This window comes from Clostridium psychrophilum, assembly GCF_018861705.1.
In the GTDB taxonomy this organism is placed as follows: Bacteria; Bacillota; Clostridia; order Clostridiales; family Clostridiaceae; genus Clostridium_AD; species Clostridium_AD psychrophilum.
In genome coordinates this window covers 1-17,634 of sequence record NZ_JAHLEC010000065.1, presented here as the reverse complement: position 1 = coordinate 17,634, position 17,634 = coordinate 1, and the positions used below count along the sequence as shown (strand labels likewise).

Annotated in this window: 19 protein-coding genes, 2 tRNA genes and 1 rRNA gene; 20 read left to right on the top strand and 2 right to left on the bottom strand. The window is 28.7% G+C overall.

Features of this window, described 5'->3' with window-relative positions; translation table 11 throughout:
* From rrf to KPL38_RS12920, 4 genes are all read left to right on the top strand, one after another.
* A 5S ribosomal RNA gene (rrf, locus tag KPL38_RS12935) occupies window positions 1-111 on the top strand; the annotation flags it as partial.
* 5 nt (window positions 112-116) lie between these two features.
* A tRNA-Phe gene (locus tag KPL38_RS12930) sits at window positions 117-192 on the top strand.
* Window positions 193-198: 6 nt separating this feature from the next.
* Window positions 199-273: transfer RNA gene (locus KPL38_RS12925), tRNA-Cys, on the top strand.
* Between the two features lie 311 nt (window positions 274-584).
* Complete coding sequence (locus tag KPL38_RS12920; protein ID WP_216289549.1) at window positions 585-1,073, top strand: DUF6106 family protein; 489 nt, start codon at window positions 585-587, stop codon at window positions 1,071-1,073.
* Window positions 1,074-1,153: 80 nt separating this feature from the next.
* On the opposite strand, the gene KPL38_RS12915 is transcribed toward KPL38_RS12920, so the two are convergent.
* On the bottom strand, window positions 1,154-2,296 hold the full coding sequence (locus tag KPL38_RS12915; RefSeq protein ID WP_216289548.1) for a zinc-binding metallopeptidase family protein: 1,143 nt from the start codon (window positions 2,294-2,296) through the stop codon (window positions 1,154-1,156).
* Window positions 2,297-2,578: 282 nt separating this feature from the next.
* On the opposite strand from KPL38_RS12915, the gene KPL38_RS12910 reads away from it, so the two are divergent.
* The 9 genes from KPL38_RS12910 to KPL38_RS12870 all read left to right on the top strand — a co-directional run bounded on the left by KPL38_RS12910 (window position 2,579) and on the right by KPL38_RS12870 (window position 8,592).
* Window positions 2,579-2,791: a sigma factor G inhibitor Gin gene (locus KPL38_RS12910; RefSeq protein WP_216289547.1), complete on the top strand. Its 213-nt coding sequence runs from the start codon at window positions 2,579-2,581 to the stop codon at window positions 2,789-2,791.
* On the top strand, window positions 2,770-4,218 hold the full coding sequence (locus KPL38_RS12905; RefSeq protein ID WP_216289546.1) for an aminotransferase class I/II-fold pyridoxal phosphate-dependent enzyme: 1,449 nt from the start codon (window positions 2,770-2,772) through the stop codon (window positions 4,216-4,218). Before KPL38_RS12910 ends, KPL38_RS12905 begins: the two co-directional genes overlap by 22 nt.
* Before the next feature lie 51 nt (window positions 4,219-4,269).
* Window positions 4,270-4,890 carry a dTMP kinase gene (gene tmk, locus KPL38_RS12900; protein ID WP_216289545.1) on the top strand — a complete coding sequence of 207 codons (621 nt, stop codon included), beginning with the start codon at window positions 4,270-4,272 and terminating at the stop codon, window positions 4,888-4,890.
* A gap of 15 nt (window positions 4,891-4,905) precedes the next feature.
* Window positions 4,906-5,235: a cyclic di-AMP receptor DarA gene (darA, locus tag KPL38_RS12895; RefSeq protein WP_216289543.1), complete on the top strand. Its 330-nt coding sequence runs from the start codon at window positions 4,906-4,908 to the stop codon at window positions 5,233-5,235.
* Window positions 5,236-5,292: 57 nt separating this feature from the next.
* Window positions 5,293-6,237 (top strand): DNA polymerase III subunit delta', encoded by a 945-nt coding sequence (locus tag KPL38_RS12890; RefSeq protein ID WP_216289542.1) that lies wholly within the window; start codon window positions 5,293-5,295, stop codon window positions 6,235-6,237.
* A gap of 1 nt (window position 6,238) precedes the next feature.
* On the top strand, window positions 6,239-7,159 hold the full coding sequence (locus KPL38_RS12885) for a PSP1 domain-containing protein (RefSeq protein WP_216289541.1): 921 nt from the start codon (window positions 6,239-6,241) through the stop codon (window positions 7,157-7,159).
* 9 nt (window positions 7,160-7,168) lie between these two features.
* A complete protein-coding gene (locus KPL38_RS12880; protein ID WP_216289540.1) occupies window positions 7,169-7,372 on the top strand; it encodes a heavy-metal-associated domain-containing protein in 204 nt (67 codons plus the stop codon).
* Window positions 7,373-7,494: 122 nt separating this feature from the next.
* Entirely contained in the window at window positions 7,495-7,746 is a 252-nt protein-coding gene (locus tag KPL38_RS12875) for a YkuS family protein (RefSeq protein ID WP_216289539.1), read from the top strand.
* Between the two features lie 216 nt (window positions 7,747-7,962).
* A complete protein-coding gene (locus KPL38_RS12870; protein WP_216289538.1) occupies window positions 7,963-8,592 on the top strand; it encodes a muramidase family protein in 630 nt (209 codons plus the stop codon).
* A gap of 72 nt (window positions 8,593-8,664) precedes the next feature.
* Here KPL38_RS12870 and KPL38_RS12865 read toward each other — a convergent pair whose 3' ends face one another.
* Window positions 8,665-9,321, bottom strand: a complete 657-nt coding sequence (locus tag KPL38_RS12865) for a PIN domain-containing protein (RefSeq protein ID WP_216289537.1) — start codon at window positions 9,319-9,321, stop codon at window positions 8,665-8,667.
* Between the two features lie 174 nt (window positions 9,322-9,495).
* Here KPL38_RS12865 and KPL38_RS12860 point away from each other — a divergent pair, with 174 nt between their 5' ends.
* The 7 genes from KPL38_RS12860 (at window position 9,496) to argF (ending at window position 17,484) form a co-directional block, all read left to right on the top strand.
* Window positions 9,496-10,242: a tRNA1(Val) (adenine(37)-N6)-methyltransferase gene (locus KPL38_RS12860; protein WP_216289536.1), complete on the top strand. Its 747-nt coding sequence runs from the start codon at window positions 9,496-9,498 to the stop codon at window positions 10,240-10,242.
* Window positions 10,243-10,298: 56 nt separating this feature from the next.
* Window positions 10,299-11,141, top strand: coding sequence for a 16S rRNA (cytidine(1402)-2'-O)-methyltransferase (rsmI, locus tag KPL38_RS12855; RefSeq protein WP_216289535.1), 843 nt, complete (start codon window positions 10,299-10,301; stop codon window positions 11,139-11,141).
* Between the two features lie 206 nt (window positions 11,142-11,347).
* Window positions 11,348-12,430, top strand: a complete 1,083-nt coding sequence (locus tag KPL38_RS12850) for a C40 family peptidase (RefSeq protein ID WP_216289534.1) — start codon at window positions 11,348-11,350, stop codon at window positions 12,428-12,430.
* 928 nt (window positions 12,431-13,358) lie between these two features.
* Window positions 13,359-13,949, top strand: coding sequence for a DUF1836 domain-containing protein (locus KPL38_RS12845; protein WP_216289533.1), 591 nt, complete (start codon window positions 13,359-13,361; stop codon window positions 13,947-13,949).
* Between the two features lie 281 nt (window positions 13,950-14,230).
* On the top strand, window positions 14,231-15,175 hold the full coding sequence (gene arcC, locus KPL38_RS12840; protein WP_216289532.1) for a carbamate kinase: 945 nt from the start codon (window positions 14,231-14,233) through the stop codon (window positions 15,173-15,175).
* A gap of 17 nt (window positions 15,176-15,192) precedes the next feature.
* The gene (arcA, locus tag KPL38_RS12835; RefSeq protein WP_216289531.1) at window positions 15,193-16,401 is read left to right on the top strand and encodes an arginine deiminase; all 1,209 of its coding nucleotides are present in this window, start codon (window positions 15,193-15,195) and stop codon (window positions 16,399-16,401) included.
* A gap of 84 nt (window positions 16,402-16,485) precedes the next feature.
* Window positions 16,486-17,484, top strand: coding sequence for an ornithine carbamoyltransferase (gene argF / locus KPL38_RS12830; RefSeq protein ID WP_216289530.1), 999 nt, complete (start codon window positions 16,486-16,488; stop codon window positions 17,482-17,484).
* The last annotated feature ends 150 nt before the right edge of the window (window positions 17,485-17,634 follow it).

Sequence of the window (17,634 nt, the reverse complement as noted above, 5' to 3'; positions counted from 1 at the left end):
GATTATGGCCTGAAGGTAACACCCGTTCCCATACCGAACACGAAGGTTAAGCTTCAATGCGCCGATGGTACTGCAGGGGTAACTTTGTGGAAGAGTAGGTTGTCGCCAGGTAATGTGGCTAAATAGCTCAGTCGGTAGAGCAGAGGACTGAAAATCCTCGTGTCCCTGGTTCGATTCCAGGTCTAGCCACCAAGTTATGGCGCTATAGCCAAGCGGTAAGGTCAAGGTCTGCAAAACCTTTATTCCCCGGTTCAAATCCGGGTGGCGCCTCCAAAGTACTTTGTATATATATACAAAGTACTTTTTTTGTTTTAGTTATAAAATTAGTATGGATTTTTATTTAACAAAATATAATATACATAACACTTAATTATAATTAGTAATATTAGGACAAACCTAGAAAAACATATATTGATGCATATATCCTCATATAAGCGTGCCATATGAGGATATATCGCTATATTTACATGATAGAGAACTTAGTGTAAGTAGATTAATATATTAAATGCTAGTATAATCACATATGTTAGGCACAAAATTATTTTTGCTTAGCCTTTTAGTTAATTTTAGGGGGTCTGGTTATTATGTATAAAGAAATGGTTCAAAGAAAAAAGTTCCCAGTTGTAATATTGTTGTTTATTACATTAATTACACTAATATGTCTATCAGACATATTGCCGAAGCTAAGTGTAGGTAGTATAAACATTAAAACAGTGGTAACTATGTTTTTCAATACATTAATGATTGCACTTTGTTACATAGAGTTTTCAAAATGTAAAATCAAATATAAATATTCAATTGTAGCTGATCAATTTATTATCCATAAAATAAAAGGTGAGGAAACTACAATATTAGAAGATATTAAATTAAAGAATATAAAATATATTGGCAAATATTGCAACTATAGTTCAGATGTACATATTGCTAGTGGTAAAAAGTATATGTGTTCTACATTTTTTGCGAGTAAATTTTGTTGTGTATATAAAGTAGAAGATAAAATGAAAAAGTTTTATTTTGAACCTAGTGAAGGTTTTATAAAGAAAATTAGAATATTAAAAGAAAAATCATTATAAAGGAATAATAATCTGTATATAAGAAAGAAGTATAATTTTATTTAAATTATACTTCTTTCTTATTGTAGAAATGTTTTATGTTATTTTAATTCGAGTGTAATCTCTTTTAATAAATCTTGTTTCTCAATAATGTCGAGCCCTGTTATGGCAAGAGCCTCTGCAGCTTTTATTATATTAATTTTACAAAATTCTGTTTGAGTTTCAAGAGAGAACGCGGGAGATGGACAACTTATTAAATGATTTTCTGTAATAGATATAGATGGATATATACAAGGAGTAGTATGACTTATAGATCCGATGCCCAAACCATATATACTGTTTTTACAAGAAGCAATATTAATAATACCGCATTCTTTTAAATTATGTGTAAATATTCTTGATAATGTTTTATTAGATAAAAGTTCTTGTGAAGGCAATTCGAACATAGATATATCTTCAGTTATATTGATTGATTGAGACATTGACTGAATAAATGCTACAATAATATTTTTGATTGCATTAGCTTCTGTTAAGTTAGTAGTTCTTAAATAAAACTTAGTTTCTGAATCCCAAGGTGAGTTATTGTATGTTGATGCATTTTGTATAGACAGTGTGTCGATATTGCAACTGCTGTCTAATCCTTTTACAAATTGGTTTAATGCATTAAGTATAAGCAAATGAGTATCTAAAGATGTGAATCTAATATTATTACTGTTATTATAGATGGTTTGGTGATACTTTATTTTAATTGGAATCGTAGCCATAGAGGTTCCACTTTCAGCATTGCTTATATCACAATGAGGGGCAATAACAATATCCATATCTTCAAAACATTTTTCTTTAGTTAAAGTTAACTCTGACCCATTAGAGTATTCTCCTGGGCATCCTAATATAATTACACTTCCACCACTTTTAGATATTACCTTAGATAAGCCGAGTGCTGCACCAATAGCAATGCTTGCGTTTGCATTATTACCAAAAATATGACCTTTATTCTCTGTCGCTGTATATTTGCATATATAACATATTTTAGGGTGACCATTCCCATAACTAGCATAAAATGAAGTAGGAATATCGCAATAATTTTCTTGAACTTCAAAATCGTGAAATTTTAACATATCTATTATGTAAGAATAACCTTTAAATTCGTTATAATTCGATTCTGGATTTGTATAAAGGTAGTTTGATAGATTATATATATCTTCTTTTATGTTGCTTATATAACTTATAATTTCTTGTTTCATATACTGTTCTCCTTTCAAAGTTAACACGATTATTAATATAGTTAGTATAACCAATGTTATATAAATATATTGATACTAACAAATAAAATTATAGAAAGTCTAATAATAAAAATTCAAAGCTAGTTATGTTATAAAATGTAGTTAAATATATTTTAAATTATTAGGTGGACAAAATAAGAAAACGTAGCAAGTTGAATAAGATATAGTATAAGAGGCTATACTTTAGGTAGTTTAACGGCACCAATGGTGACGATTTGAGTTAGTAAGATTAAGGGGGAAAATATGAAAAAAGAAAAATGTATTATATGTAGAAAGCCTCTAAATGATGGTATAATAATAAATGGAGTAGGAATTTGTAATAATTGTGAAGTAAGGATTACAAAGTCAAAGACTAATACAGATTTCTATGAATATTATAAGAACTGTATAAGAAAGACGTTAGTACAGTTTATACCAAGAGGAGTGACTAAGGATTGTCAAGATTACCACTTGTAGATGGAGTGTTAAAATATATAAGAGAAAAAAACATCTCCTTTTGTATGCCAGGGCATAAAGGCGGGCTCGGTTTTTTAAAAACTGGGAAAGGCAGAGAGCTTTATAATAATTTTATCAAGGGAGATATTACAGAGGTTGATGGACTAGATAATCTTCATCATTCGGAAGGAATTATAAAAGAATCTCAACAACTATTGAGTGATTATTATGGAAGTATAAAATCTTATTTTCTAGTGAATGGTAGCACTAGTGGGAATTTAGCAATGATTTTTTCATCCTTTAATGAGGGAGATAAAATTATTGTAGAGAGAAATTGTCATCGTTCAATATTTAATGGTATTATTATGAGAAAATTAAAGCCAGTATATATTAAAAATAAAACTCATTCCAAATATGATGCTCCTCTTCCTTTAGATAAGGGGCATTTTCTTAATTTAGTTAATGAAAATAAAGATGCTAAGGGAATTGTTGTAACATATCCTAGCTACTATGGTATATGTTTTGATTTACCGTATGTTATTGAAGTAGCTAAAAAATATAATATTAAGGTATTAGTAGATTCTGCTCATGGTGCTCACTTTGGTGCTAATAAATTATTACCTGAAAATCCATTGAAGATGGGTGCGAATATGGTAGTTATGAGTGCTCATAAAACACTACCTAGCTTAACACAAACAGCTTTTTTACATGTAGGTAAAGGAGTAAATATTAGTAAGGTAGATTTTTATGTAAGTGCATTCCTAAGTACTAGTCCATCATATATGCTTTTGTGTTCTATGGATTATGCAAGATATTATATTCAAGAATATGGTGAGAGTGATTATGGAGAGTTAATTAAGTTATGTGTATTATATAGAGAAAAAATTAATAGCTTAGGAAAATTTTATATTATAGGAGAAAAAGATTTACAGGATGCAACGTTGAATTACTCTCATGGGAGTAATAATTACACTATTGATTTAACTAGGTATATATTAAATGTGCCTAAAGGGTATAGTGGTCATAAGTTATTAAAATACTTAAGAGTAAACAAAATTCAAGCTGAAATGAGTGACAGTAGAAATGTAATTCTAATATTTTCACCTTTTAATACACAGGAAGATTTTCAAAATTTATATATAGTTTTAAAAAACTGTGATATGAACGATTTAAAAGATAAGTACATAAGTTTGATGAAGTATGATATACCAATATCAACTATGTTTCCATATGAAGTAATGGATAGAAAAAAGACTACTTTACAATTAAAAGATTCAGAAAATAAAATAAGTGCAGTAGAAATAGTCCCATATCCACCAGGTATACCTATTGTAGTGCCTGGAGAAAGATTAAGTAAGAAAACTATAGCTGTAATAGAATACTACGTACAATGCAATGTAACAGTGCTTGGGATTAATAATGGGAAAGTAGCAACAGTAGAAAAGTAGATAGAAATTATGTTGTTACATCAATAAGTACATATTGATGGAGGGAATTAAATGAAAAGAGGTTGGCTAATAGCATTAGAAGGTCCAGATGGCTCGGGTAAAACTACTCAGATACAATTGCTAGAAAAGTATCTGAAAGAATTAGGATATGAGGTAGTAAGAACTAGAGAACCTGGTGGCACAGAAATAAGTGAAAAAATAAGAAATATAATATTGGATAATGCTAATTGTAATATGAGTTATATGTGCGAGGCATTACTTTACGCCGCTTCAAGGGCACAATTAGTTAATGATATTATAAAACCAGCATTAAGCCAGGGTAAAATAGTTATATGTGATCGTTTTGTCTATTCGTCAATGGTGTATCAGGGAATTGGACGTGGTCTTGGTACAGAAAGAATAAAGAGTATTAATGAAGCAGCACTCGATGGACTTGAAGCTGATTTGATTTTTATGATTACTATTCCATATGAAGAGGGATTAAAAAGGAAGAAAATGCAAAAGACTTTGGACCGTATGGAAAACAGTGGTAATGAATTTCACAAAAAAGTTTTTAATGGTTACATGGATATATGCAGAAAATATGATAAAATAGAAGTTATAGATGGTAATAGAAATATTGATGAAGTTCATAGAGATATAATAAATATGATTAAAAAAATAATATTATAGAAAGGATGGGGTTAAATGAAATTAGTTATTGGAATAGTGCAAGATGATGATGCCAATGATTTAATTGAAGTAATAACAGATAGGGGTTTTAGGGTTACGAAACTAGCTACTACTGGAGGCTTTTTAAAATCAGGAAATACAACATTATTGATAGGTGTAGAGAAGGAAAAGGTTGATGAAGTATTAGCTATTATCGAAGAAGTATGTAAGGAAAGAAAGCAAATAATATCATCACCATCACCTGTAGCTGGATCTACCGGAGTTTATATGCCATTTCCTATTGAAGTAGATGTAGGTGGGGCTAACGTATTTGTAGTCGATGTAGATAAATATATAAAGGTGTAACTAAGTAGAAGCAAGTATATATAAATCTATACTTGCTTCTATTCATGGAGGACTAAAATGAGTTTTGAAAGTATTATAGGTCATAATAGTATAAAGAATCAAATAAGTAAAGCTATAAAATCAGATAAGTTATCACATGCTCATCTTTTAGTTGGAGAAGATGGGATAGGAAAAAGCATATTAGCTCGGAATATAGGATTAAAGATTTTGGGGAAAACTGAGGATAGGCAATATGTTGATTTAGTAGAATGGCGAATAGAAAAAAATAAAAGCACAATAGGTGTAAGTTCCATAAGAACATTAATAGAAGAAATTAATAAGAAACCCTTTGAGGGTGATAAAAAGGTAATTATTATTTACGATGCTCATAAAATGACTGTGCAGGCTCAAAATGCTTTTTTAAAAACAATTGAGGAGCCACCTAAAAATGTTACTATACTGTTGTTATGTGAAAATCTTGAAGTTATATTGGATACAATAAAATCAAGATGTCAAATTCATAAACTAAAGAGTTTAAAAGCAGATGAAATGAAAGAATTCTTAAATATAAATTATTCTGAGTTATCTTTAGATGAAATAAAAGTTATTGTAGCTTTTAGTGATGGAATTCCTGGAAAAGCTGAAAAATTTATTGAAGATAGTAATTTTAAAGATATTAGAGATATTACCTTGGAAATATTACTTAATCTTAACAAAGTAAAAACTGAAGAAATAATTAAGTATGAAAAAAAGTTATCCAATCAAAAGGAAAAATTTGAAGAAATATTAACTACATTTCTTTCGTATATTAGGGATACTATAATATATAAAGAAATTGAAGAAGAAAATTTAATTATTAACATAGATAAGTTACCAAGTATAAAGGAACTAGCTAATATATTCTCATTTAACAAATTAAATGGTATCATAGATATAATAAATTATACAAGAGAAAATTTAGTTAGAAATGTTAACCCAGGGTTAGCGTTTGAATTAATGCTATTTAAAATGCAGGAGGTTTAATATGGTTACAGTAATAGGAGTACGTTTTAAAAAGGCTGGCAAAATTTATTATTTCAGTCCTAATGATATAGATATCCAAAAAGGGAATAAAGTTATTGTTGAAACAGTAAGAGGTATAGAATTTGGAGAATGTGTTATTGGAATAAAAGAAATTAAGGAAGATGATATAGTTTCGCCTCTAAAAAGTGTTATTAGAAAGGCAACAGATGGAGATGCAGAAAAAGATTGTGAAAACAAAAGGAAAGAGAAAGAAGCATATGAGGTATGCTTAGAGAAGATACATAAACATGAACTTGATATGAAACTTATAGATGTAGAGTATACTTTTGATAATAATAAAGTTATATTTTACTTTACAGCCGATGGAAGAGTGGATTTCCGTGAGTTAGTAAAGGATTTAGCAGCAGTATTTAGAACCAGAATAGAACTTAGGCAAATAGGTGTTAGGGATGAAGCAAAAATGGTAGGTGGGCTTGGACCATGTGGCAGACCTATGTGTTGCTCAACTTTTTTAGGAGAATTTGCACCAGTCTCTATAAAAATGGCAAAAGAACAAAATTTATCACTAAATCCTACAAAAATATCCGGTATTTGTGGAAGACTCATGTGTTGTTTAAACTATGAGCAAGATACCTATGAAAAAATAAGAAGAACTTTACCAACAGTAGGATCTGTAGTAGATACACCTTATGGGAGAGCTGAAGTTATTGGGAATAGTGTTGTAAAAGAATCTGTTAAAATTAAGATGAAATTGAACGGTAGTGATGAAGAAATTGTAGAGGTTAAAATAGAAGACTTAACATTAATTACTGGGAGATATGAAGATGCTGTAAATGTAGAACAGGTTAAAACAAAACTTGATGAGAAATCTGACAATCCTGAGAATCCATATATAATAAAGGAACTATTTAAGGACAAATAGGGGGCAAACATGAAGTCAGCTATAAAAGTATTCAATATGATTACTTCAGAGGATATCAGCAATATTAATTTTGCAATATCAAATAATCAAGGAGTAATTGCTTGCCGAATAAATAGTGAAGATAGAGAGATAGAAATTATATATGATAATTATTTTATTTCATTAGATAATTTAATTGAATTAATTGAAGATGCAGGATACTCAGTAAAATAAAAGGATCGGAGAGAAATTTTCTCTGATCCTTTTATTTTATATGGATTAATAAATCGTAAATGATTTCAATTGAATATACATTTTAAAATAGGAGATAATATCTATAAAAGGAGGAGATAAATATGAAGAAAATAGCAGTTCAAATGGGGCTAAATCCAATTAAAGACTATTTATCAGAAGAAGGATATATAGTAAAAGAATTTGATAATAGAAAAAAGAATGCAGGTAATTTTTTAAATAAGTACGATGCAGTTGTTGTTACAGGTGGAAATCAAAATGTTATGGGAGTAGATGAAACTATATCAAGTGTTCCAATCATTGATGCAAATGGAATGACAGGTGAAGAAGTAAAAATACAAATAGAAAAAAGATAAAAATTATAAACTATTAAATACTAATATGAAAAGGCTGTTAACTTATAAGCAAAAGTTAGCAGCCTAATTTTTAGTGGTCAAATTCATATAAATCAAAGAAAATGTAATATATAAACCATAGTAATAGAAAACTGTATTACTTGTATGAAATCTTTATTTTATGTCGATAATTCAAATATAAACAATTAATTTTAAAATATGGAAGGGGTTTTAAATATGGATTTAAAAAAAGGAATAATTAGTATATCTACAATTGCTGTAGTAATCTTAGGAGTGTTTTTTGCAGTTAGATTTATTGGGGGACAACAAAATGTTTCTAATAGTACATCATCTAATGACAGTATAGCACAAGGTGATAATGCCATACCTAATAGTAATGAAAATACAAAGGTTAAGAGCGTTAATGAAATGGATGCTGCTTATACAAATGATAAAACTAATATCGGTATATATACTGTTAAAGCAAATGATACAGTGTTTAGTATAGTAAAAACACACATGCCTGGTTATAATGAAGGCAAGGTTGTAGAATTTATTAAAAACAGAAATAATATGAATGATTCGTATAAGATTGCAGTAGGTCAAAAGATAGTAATCCCTTATGAATTATCAATTAAAACATCAAATAAGGCAGCTACTACTGTAGATGCAAAAGTTAGTACGGTAGCTACAAATGTTAGTTCTAATAAATACAATGTTAAAAAGCAGGATACATTATATTCAATTGCTAAAAGCAAGATGCCTTCTTATAATGTAAAACAAGCAATAAAAATGTTAAAGGAATCAAATAAAATTACAAATGAAAACTCTATAAAAGATGGAACACTTATCAACATTCCAAAATAGTAATTAAAAAAAGTGTATTTTGAGATAATCAAAAATACACTTTTTTTAAAGTGAAATTAAAACAACGTTATTTTAAATTTTAAGTATCTTCATTTTACTATTCTCAGCATAAATAAAATCACCATCTAAGGTCAATAAATAATCTATATTATTGTGTTCAGCTGTAGCAATATGGAAAGCATCATTAACGGACAATAAGCTTTCACACATAAAGGTTTTAACTAAAAGTATACACTCTTCAGAAATGTTAAGATATTTTATATTTATAATTTTTTCTAATTCTGAGATTATCTCTACAGATTTATTATAATATATGTTTAGTAAATCTCTTTTCATAGAATTTTTAGAGATATTATCAAAATAACGTTTGTATGGAATGTGAATGAGTCTGTCTTTCTTCTTTTCTTTTAATATTTTTGTATCATGACGGCTAAAGCTATTAGTTATAGCTCTAATGTTATTTAATGAATTATAAGGAGTTTCATTGCTTATTTTACATTGAATATCACTAATAAATAGTTTATATAGTATTTTATTTAAAACTTCAGCTGATATGATACTAGTAGTGTAAAATACACAACTTCCCTCAGAAAGTTGTTTTAAACAAGATAAACAATCACTATGCTTGATGTCATCGTCATATATTAAACTGAGCAAGAAAGATGCATCTAATAACACTGAGTTTTTATTGAAAACTATACTTTTAAAAGGAAACAATATTAATTGCATTTTTAACCTCATTAAATTCGATTATTATATAATAATATATATATTCAACTATAGTCACTAATAGTAGTTTTATAACAAATTACATTTTCTCTTGATTTAGCAATAATATATGAGGTATACTTCTTTTGTTGTAGGTATACATTGAAGGAAAATTCTATGGAAAGGAGATGCATAATGGAGTTTTTAAGAAAAGATGAAACTTTAGATGATCTTCAATTAAAGGGTATTCATGTTATTCAAAAAAAACATGCCTTTAGGTTTGGTGTAGATGCAGTGCTACTTGCTAATTTTGCTAAGGTAAAAAGAAACTTTAAAGTTGTTGATTTATGCACTGGCACAGGAATAATACCTTTCATATTAGCAGGCAAAACAGATGCAAGTGATTTAATAGGTATAGAAATTCAAGAAGAATTTGTAGATATGGCTAATCGCTCTGCTCAATATAATAATTTAGAAAATAAAATTAAATTTATAAATGGAGACCTAAAAGATATAAAACTTATTAAAAGTATTCCAAAGGCAGACATTGTTACAGTTAACCCACCTTATAAACTTCATAATTCAGGCTTAATAAGTTTAAACGATAAGGATGCTATAGCGAGACACGAGATTTGTTGTACATTAGAAGATGTAATAATTGCATCTAGAATTTTGCTTAAAAATAATGGACGGATTTATATGGTTCATAGGCCAGATAGATTAGCTGATATCTTGTGTACTATGAGAAAACATAGAATTGAACCTAAACGTATAAGAATGGTGCATCCTAGTGTAAACAAGGCACCCAATATTGTGTTAATTGAAGGACAGAGAGATGGTGGCGCATTTTTAAAATGGGAATCTCCTCTATATATCCACACAGAAGATGGTGGGTATACTCAAGAAATCAATAATATGTATAGTTCAGATACAGACATATAAAAAAATATTTAATGTAGATTGAATCAATGCAAATACTAAAGCAAAGGATGATAGCAATGACAGGTAAATTATACTTAGTCCCAACACCAATAGGAAATTTAAAGGATATTACTCTTAGAGCATTAGAAGTGTTACATAATGTAGACATTATAGCTGCAGAAGATACAAGGCAAAGTATAAAACTCTTAAATCATTTTAATATAAAAAAGCCACTTATAAGTTATCATAAGTATAATGAACAAGGAAGAAGCGAAGACATTATACGTCAAATAAAAGAAGGCAAAAACATAGCTATAATTAGTGATGCGGGAACTCCTGGAATATCAGATCCTGGAAGTGTAATAGTTTTAAAATGCATAGAACGAAAAATAGAGTTTGAGGTGTTACCTGGAGCAACAGCAATTACTACAGCTCTTGTATATTCAGGCCTTGACACTACAAAATTCATATTTAGAGGATTTTTACCTAGGGAGAATAAAGATAGAAAGCCAATCATTAGTGATTTAATAGATAGGAGTGAAACTTTAATATTTTATGAGTCTCCTCATAGACTTTTAAATACTCTAGAGTTTTTACATGAAAATTTAGGTGATAGAAAGATTTCAATGTGCAGAGAACTTACAAAACTGTATGAAGAAATAATCAGGTTAACGTTAGAAGAAGCTGTAGTATACTATCAAAACAATTCACCAAGAGGTGAATATGTGTTAGTAATTGATGGAAAGAGTAAGGAAAACATAGAAAAAGATGAGAGGGCTAAGTGGGATTCTTTAACTATAGAGGAACATATACTAAAATATATAGATGAAGGAATAAGTAAAAAAGATGCAATAAAAAAAGTTGCAAAAGATAGAATTATGCCTAAATCAGAAGTATACAAGCACTCTCTGGATATTTAATACATAAAAGTATATTAAAGAATATTTTAGAAAGATTATTGTAAATATTTAGTACTAACCTATAAACATTAACAGTGTATTTATACGATGTTTTTATTGAGATATTTTATATAATCATGTTATACTAAAACCATTGATTTTAAAGTCTTAATATAAAAACAAGTAAAATGTATAAGTACATATATTTTGTTATAGGGGGAATTGCATTGCGAAAGAAAATACTATCATTAATAGTAACAATTGGATTGGTGGCTACTATAAGTATGCCTGTACTAGCAAATCCATTATCGGATAAGCTTAGTAATCAAAACGATGCATATAGTAAGGCACAAACCAATATTGATAATATGGAAATTTCTATTGAACAATTAGATTCAGACATAGAGAAAATGTATGCAGAAGTAAATAAAGCTAATATTAAGATAGGTGGAACGGAGAAAGAAATAGGAAAAACAACAAAAGGTATACAAGTTGCAGAGAAAAATATTAAAATAGAAGAAGACTTATTTAATAAGAGAATGCGAAGTATTTATATGAGTGGTGTGGGTAGCTATGTAGAAGTTTTATTGAATTCTAAAGGCATAGAAGATTTTATTTCAAGGACTGAAAATATTAAAAGAATAATGGAATATGATAAGAAAATGATTAGTGAATTAAAAACTAAAAAAAATATAATTCAAAAACAAAAGATTATGCTTGAAACTCAAAAATCTAAACTTGTGTCATTGAAATCTGATAATCAAAATAAACTAAATAAACTTAAAGAAAATAAACAAGCGCAAGATGTATTAATTTTAAAAGCTAAAAATGAAGAACAATCATATGCTGGGAAGGTTAATGATGGACAGGCAGTCGTAGCTGCTACTATGAAGCAGATCCAAAAAGTAAGAGAAAATGCACCTAAGTATACAGCATCTAGAGGTTTATCAGCACCAGCTAACTCTAATTCAATAGTTTCTTATGCTAGTAATTTTTTAGGAACGCCATATGTTTGGGGAGCTGCTGGACCTAAATATTTTGATTGTTCTGGTTTTATGCAATATGTATATGCTCATTTCGGTGTTTCATTGAGCAGAACTACATTTACACAAATAAATGAAGGATCTTATGTGCCCAGAGATCAGTTACAAGCAGGGGACTTAATATTCTTTGGCACACAATCAAATCCACATCATGTGGGTATGTATGTAGGTAATAACTCGTATATTCATGCACCTCGTACTGGAGATGTGATTAAGATATCAGCATTAACAAGAGGGGATTACCTCACTGCAAGAAGAGTTAAGTAATATTGAATGTATACAGGCTATTTTTAATAGCCTGTTTTTTTAGTAGTAAAAGATATGGATGTTTGTTTGCTCAGGATAGTCTGATATATTGATTAGTAGTAATAATTATTCTTCTTAGATTAAGAAGAGGGGCATTTACATCTAGAGCATATTTAAGGAAAGCAACGATTTAACTTTGTATTTCTTAAAATTAAGGTAGAGGTATGATTTTATATTTTACAAAAAATACAAAATCAACAGACAAAATACAAAATCAATAGACAAAATATAATATATATATAAATATGTATAAATTTTTGGTGTAATAAATTAAGCAAAGTGGTATAGTTATACATAGATACTTATAATAAATAACAGAATATTAAAATAAAAATGTAAACGAAAACATAACTTTAGAGGATTTAATTTGATATAATTATTTAGCTAAATAATATAAAATGTAAATAGCAGAAAAAGATGATAATTGAAGGAAGATAAGTGATTTTATACTGTTTATTCCACATAAAATTAACAGGTTATACACAGAGAATAATAATATGTGTGGATAAGAAAGTTGTCAAAATTACATTTAATATGTAAAAGCCTTTAAACAAGGCTTTTAAATTAAAGTGAATTATCCACAACTTCTGTTGATTAAATGTTAAAAACTGTGGATAACTTAATTATAATGTTTAAAATTTAGCTATTTGAAATATTAAGTGTGAATTAAATCAAATTTTACATGAAAAATTTGTAATATAATAAGAAATATTAGTTCTTGTTTATAAAGCCTAGTTATTAACGATATTCATAAAAGTTCAAATATAAAAATTTTGAAAAAACTTGTAATAGGTTATACATACCTTATAATATAAGTAGATATAAATTTGTAAATTTATACAAGAAAAGTATTTTATTTGGGTTATTAATTTATGGAAGGGGATAAATGATGCATAAGTCTAGATTTAGTGTAGAGAATATAAATTTATTATCAAAATCATTATCAGAAAATAGCATAATTACGTATGAAGAATTACCTCAGTATGATTTATTTCTATCCCAAGTTGTAGATTACTTAAATGATAAGTTTGATGCTGATAATTATACTAATAATATAGTGCAGAATTATATAAAAAGTGGAGTTATATCTAAACCGGAGGATAGAAAGAAAAGAGGTTATACGAAATTACATCTTGCTCAATTAGTGTTACTTAGTTATATGAGACCTATTCTTACTGCTCAAGAAATAAAAAAAGTATTTAGTTTAGCATTCAATGAAATTAATGATAGAAGTGATGACATTATTTCATGGGAAGATGCATATAAGATTTTTTCTGACATGCAAAAAGAAAGTATTGATAACTTTGAGAAAAATTCGTTTTGCGATAGGACAAAATTACAACAAATAATTAACTCGTTGAATTTAAAGGAGAGTGATGAGGAAAGAATATCGGTGTTTTTGGTTGTAATGACATTAGTATCACAAGCTAGTGCAATAAAAAAATTAGTACAAAAAATTGTAGCAGATTATAAAAACTAAATATAATATTAAAATAAAGGATCTCTTAAAAAGGAGATCTTTTTATTTTTTTATAAAGAATATTCATTAAATATATATATTTATACAATTGATATTAAGTTTTTTAAAAAGTTTATTAAGTTAGCAAAGAATTTTAATAAATTAGTACAAAATGGGAAGAATATATATGCAAATATTATGAAATTACAGTGGTTGACAAGAATTGTATAAGAGGATAATATAAAAATATTGGTGAATTTATATTAGTGTATAAATTAAAAGATAATGTGGAGGGTTTATTGATGAAAATAGTATTAGCATTAGGTGGTAATGCACTTCAATCAGATCCTAAAGACAAAACGTGTAAGTCGCAACTTAAGACTTGTAAGGAAACAGCTAAATCTATAGTTGATCTCATAGAAGAAGGCCATACAATATCCATTGTTCATGGTAATGGCCCTCAAGTTGGTCAAATTGTTGCATCAGTTGAAGCAGCTCAAAAATTTGATGAGTCAAATGTATTGTTTCCATTTGATGTATGTGGAGCTTTTTCACAAGGATACATTGGATATCATCTTCAAAATGCCATAGGTGAAGAATTAAGAAACAGAAGTATAAATAAGACTGTAGCTACATTAGTGACTCAGGTAGTAGTAGACAAAGATGACGAAGGCTTTAAAAATCCAACAAAACCAATTGGATCTTTTTATTTAAAAGAGGAATCAGAAAAGTTAGAAAAAGAGCACGGTTATATAATGAGAGAAGATTCTGGCAGAGGATATAGAAGGGTTGTTGCGTCTCCCAAACCTATTGATGTTATTGAAAAGGATATAATAAGACAATTAGTAGATAAGGGCAATATTGTTATATCATGTGGAGGTGGAGGTATACCTGTTATTCGCGAAGGTACTATGGTTAAGGGCGTTGCAGCAGTTATAGATAAAGATTTTGCTGCAGGGATTTTGGCAGAAATATTAGATGCTGATGTTCTTTTAATACTAACAGGGGTGGATAGAGTATGTATAAACTTTAATAAGCCAAATCAAAAGAAACTTGTGAAAATTACTATTGATGAAGTAAATAAATATATTGATGAAGGGCAATTTGCTCCAGGCAGTATGCTTCCAAAGGTTGAGGCGTGTAAAAAGTTTATAATGAATAATAAAAATAGGACTGCGATTATAGCATCATTATCAAAAGCTAAAGAAGCATTAATGGGTGTGTCTGGTACAAAAATCGTATATTAAGTGGAGGGTAAGAGGATATGGATAAGAGAAAAATAAACATTTATTCAGAAATAGGCAATTTAAAAACTGTTCTTATACATAGACCTGGTGGAGAAATTGAAAATCTTATACCGGAATATTTAGAAAGACTTTTATTTGATGATATTCCATTCTTAAAAGTTGCAAGGCAGGAACACGATAATTTTGCTAAAATATTAAAGGAAAATGGTGTTGAAACATTATACCTTGAAAAGCTAGCGGCAGAGGCAGTAAAAAATCCAGAAGTTAAAGAGCTATTTCTAAATGAAGTCATAGCAGAATGTGGTATAAATGAGGTTAAGACAATAACATCATTAAAAGATTATTTGTATTCATTGTCAGATATAAAAATGATAGATAAGGTGATGGCAGGAATAAGGAAAAAAGAAATAGAAATCAAAGAATGTTATGATGAATATCCATTTATAATGGATCCTATGCCAAATTTATATTTTACACGTGATCCTTTTGCATGTATTGGGAGTGGAATAAGTTTAAATTCTATGAAGACTAAAACTAGAAGAAGGGAAACGATATTTGGAAAGTATATTTTCAAGTATCATCCAGAGCTCAAAGATTCAGGTATTAAGTTGTGGTGCGATAGAAATGATACATATAACATTGAAGGTGGAGATGAATTAATTTTATCAAAACAAGTTATTGCAATTGGACATAGTGAAAGGACAGATAAAGAAGCAGTTATAAATATGGCTAAAAATATATTTGAAAATGGAGAAAGTTTTAAAACAATTTTAATTTTTGATATTCCTAAAACTAGAGCATTTATGCATTTAGATACCGTATTTACAATGATAGACTATGACAAATTTACTGTTCATCCAGGGATAGAAGGTACATTAAGAGTTACAGCATTAACTTATGACTACAAAAATAGAGAATTAATAGCTAAAGAAGAAACAGGTAGTTTAGAAAAAATACTTTCTAAATATTTAAAAAAAGACATTACTTTGTTGCGCTGTGGTGGTGGAGATAAAGTCATATCAGCAAGAGAACAATGGAATGATGGATCAAATACATTAGCTATATCCCCTGGGAAAGTAATAACTTATGAGAGAAATTATGTTACTAATGAGATTTTAGATAAAAACAATATAAAAGTAATCCAAATTCCCTCAAGTGAATTATCGAGAGGCAGAGGAGGGCCAAGATGTATGTCTATGCCATTTAATAGAGAAGATTTGTTATAATGGTAGAAATGTATTGAAATTTTGTTGATAATGGTACATTATTATAATTAAAATAACAAATAAGAACTGAGAGGGGAATTTATTATGTTTAATTTAAGAAACAGAAACTTTCTAACACTTATGGACTTTTCACCGAAAGAAATTAATTATTTTCTTGATTTAGCTAGAGATTTAAAAAGAGCTAAATATGCAGGCACAGAAAAGCAAACATTAACAGGTAAAAACATAGTTTTATTATTTGAGAAAGATTCAACTAGAACAAGATGTTCATTTGAAGTTGGAGCACTTGATCAAGGGGCACATGTTACATATCTTGGACCAACAGGAAGCCAAATGGGTAAAAAAGAATCAATTGCAGATACAGCGAGAGTTCTAGGAAGAATGTACGACGGTATTGAATATAGAGGATATGCTCAAGAAGTAGTTGAGGAGTTAGCAAAATATTCTGGAGTTCCAGTATGGAATGGATTAACTACTGAGGATCACCCAACTCAAATTCTTGCTGACTTTCTAACTATAAGGGAACATTTTACAAAACCATTAAATCAAATTAAGTTCGTTTATACAGGAGATGGAAGAAATAACATGGCAAATGCTCTTATGATAGGAGCGGCTAAGATGGGAATGGATTTTAGAATAGTTACACCAACTTCATTATTTCCTGAGGAATCATTAGTTAATAAATGTATTGAAATTGCAAAAGAAACAGGAGGCAACATTACTATCACAGATAGAGTGGCTGAGGGAGTAAAAGATGCAGATGTTATATATACAGATGTTTGGGTTTCTATGGGTGAGGCAGATGAAGTTTGGGCTCAAAGAATTAATCTGTTAAAGCCATATCAAGTTAATAAAGAAATGATGGATTTAACTGGAAACAAGAATACTAAATTTATGCATTGTTTGCCAGCATTTCATAATTTAAAAACAAAAGTTGGAAAAGATATATATGAAAAATTTGGAATGAATGGTGTTGAGGTTACTGATGAGGTATTCGAAAGTTCTGCTTCAATAGTATTTGATGAAGCTGAAAACAGAATGCATACTATAAAAGCAATTATGGTGGCAACATTAGGAAATTAATATTATTTAAGGAATGTTATAAAAAATAAATTTTAATTAATAACATGATTATCCCACAAAAAGCTTGTAATTACTTCCAAACGTAGTAATTATGATATAATAATATCAAAATCAGTACGTAGAGGAGGATTACTATGTTTTGCAAAAATA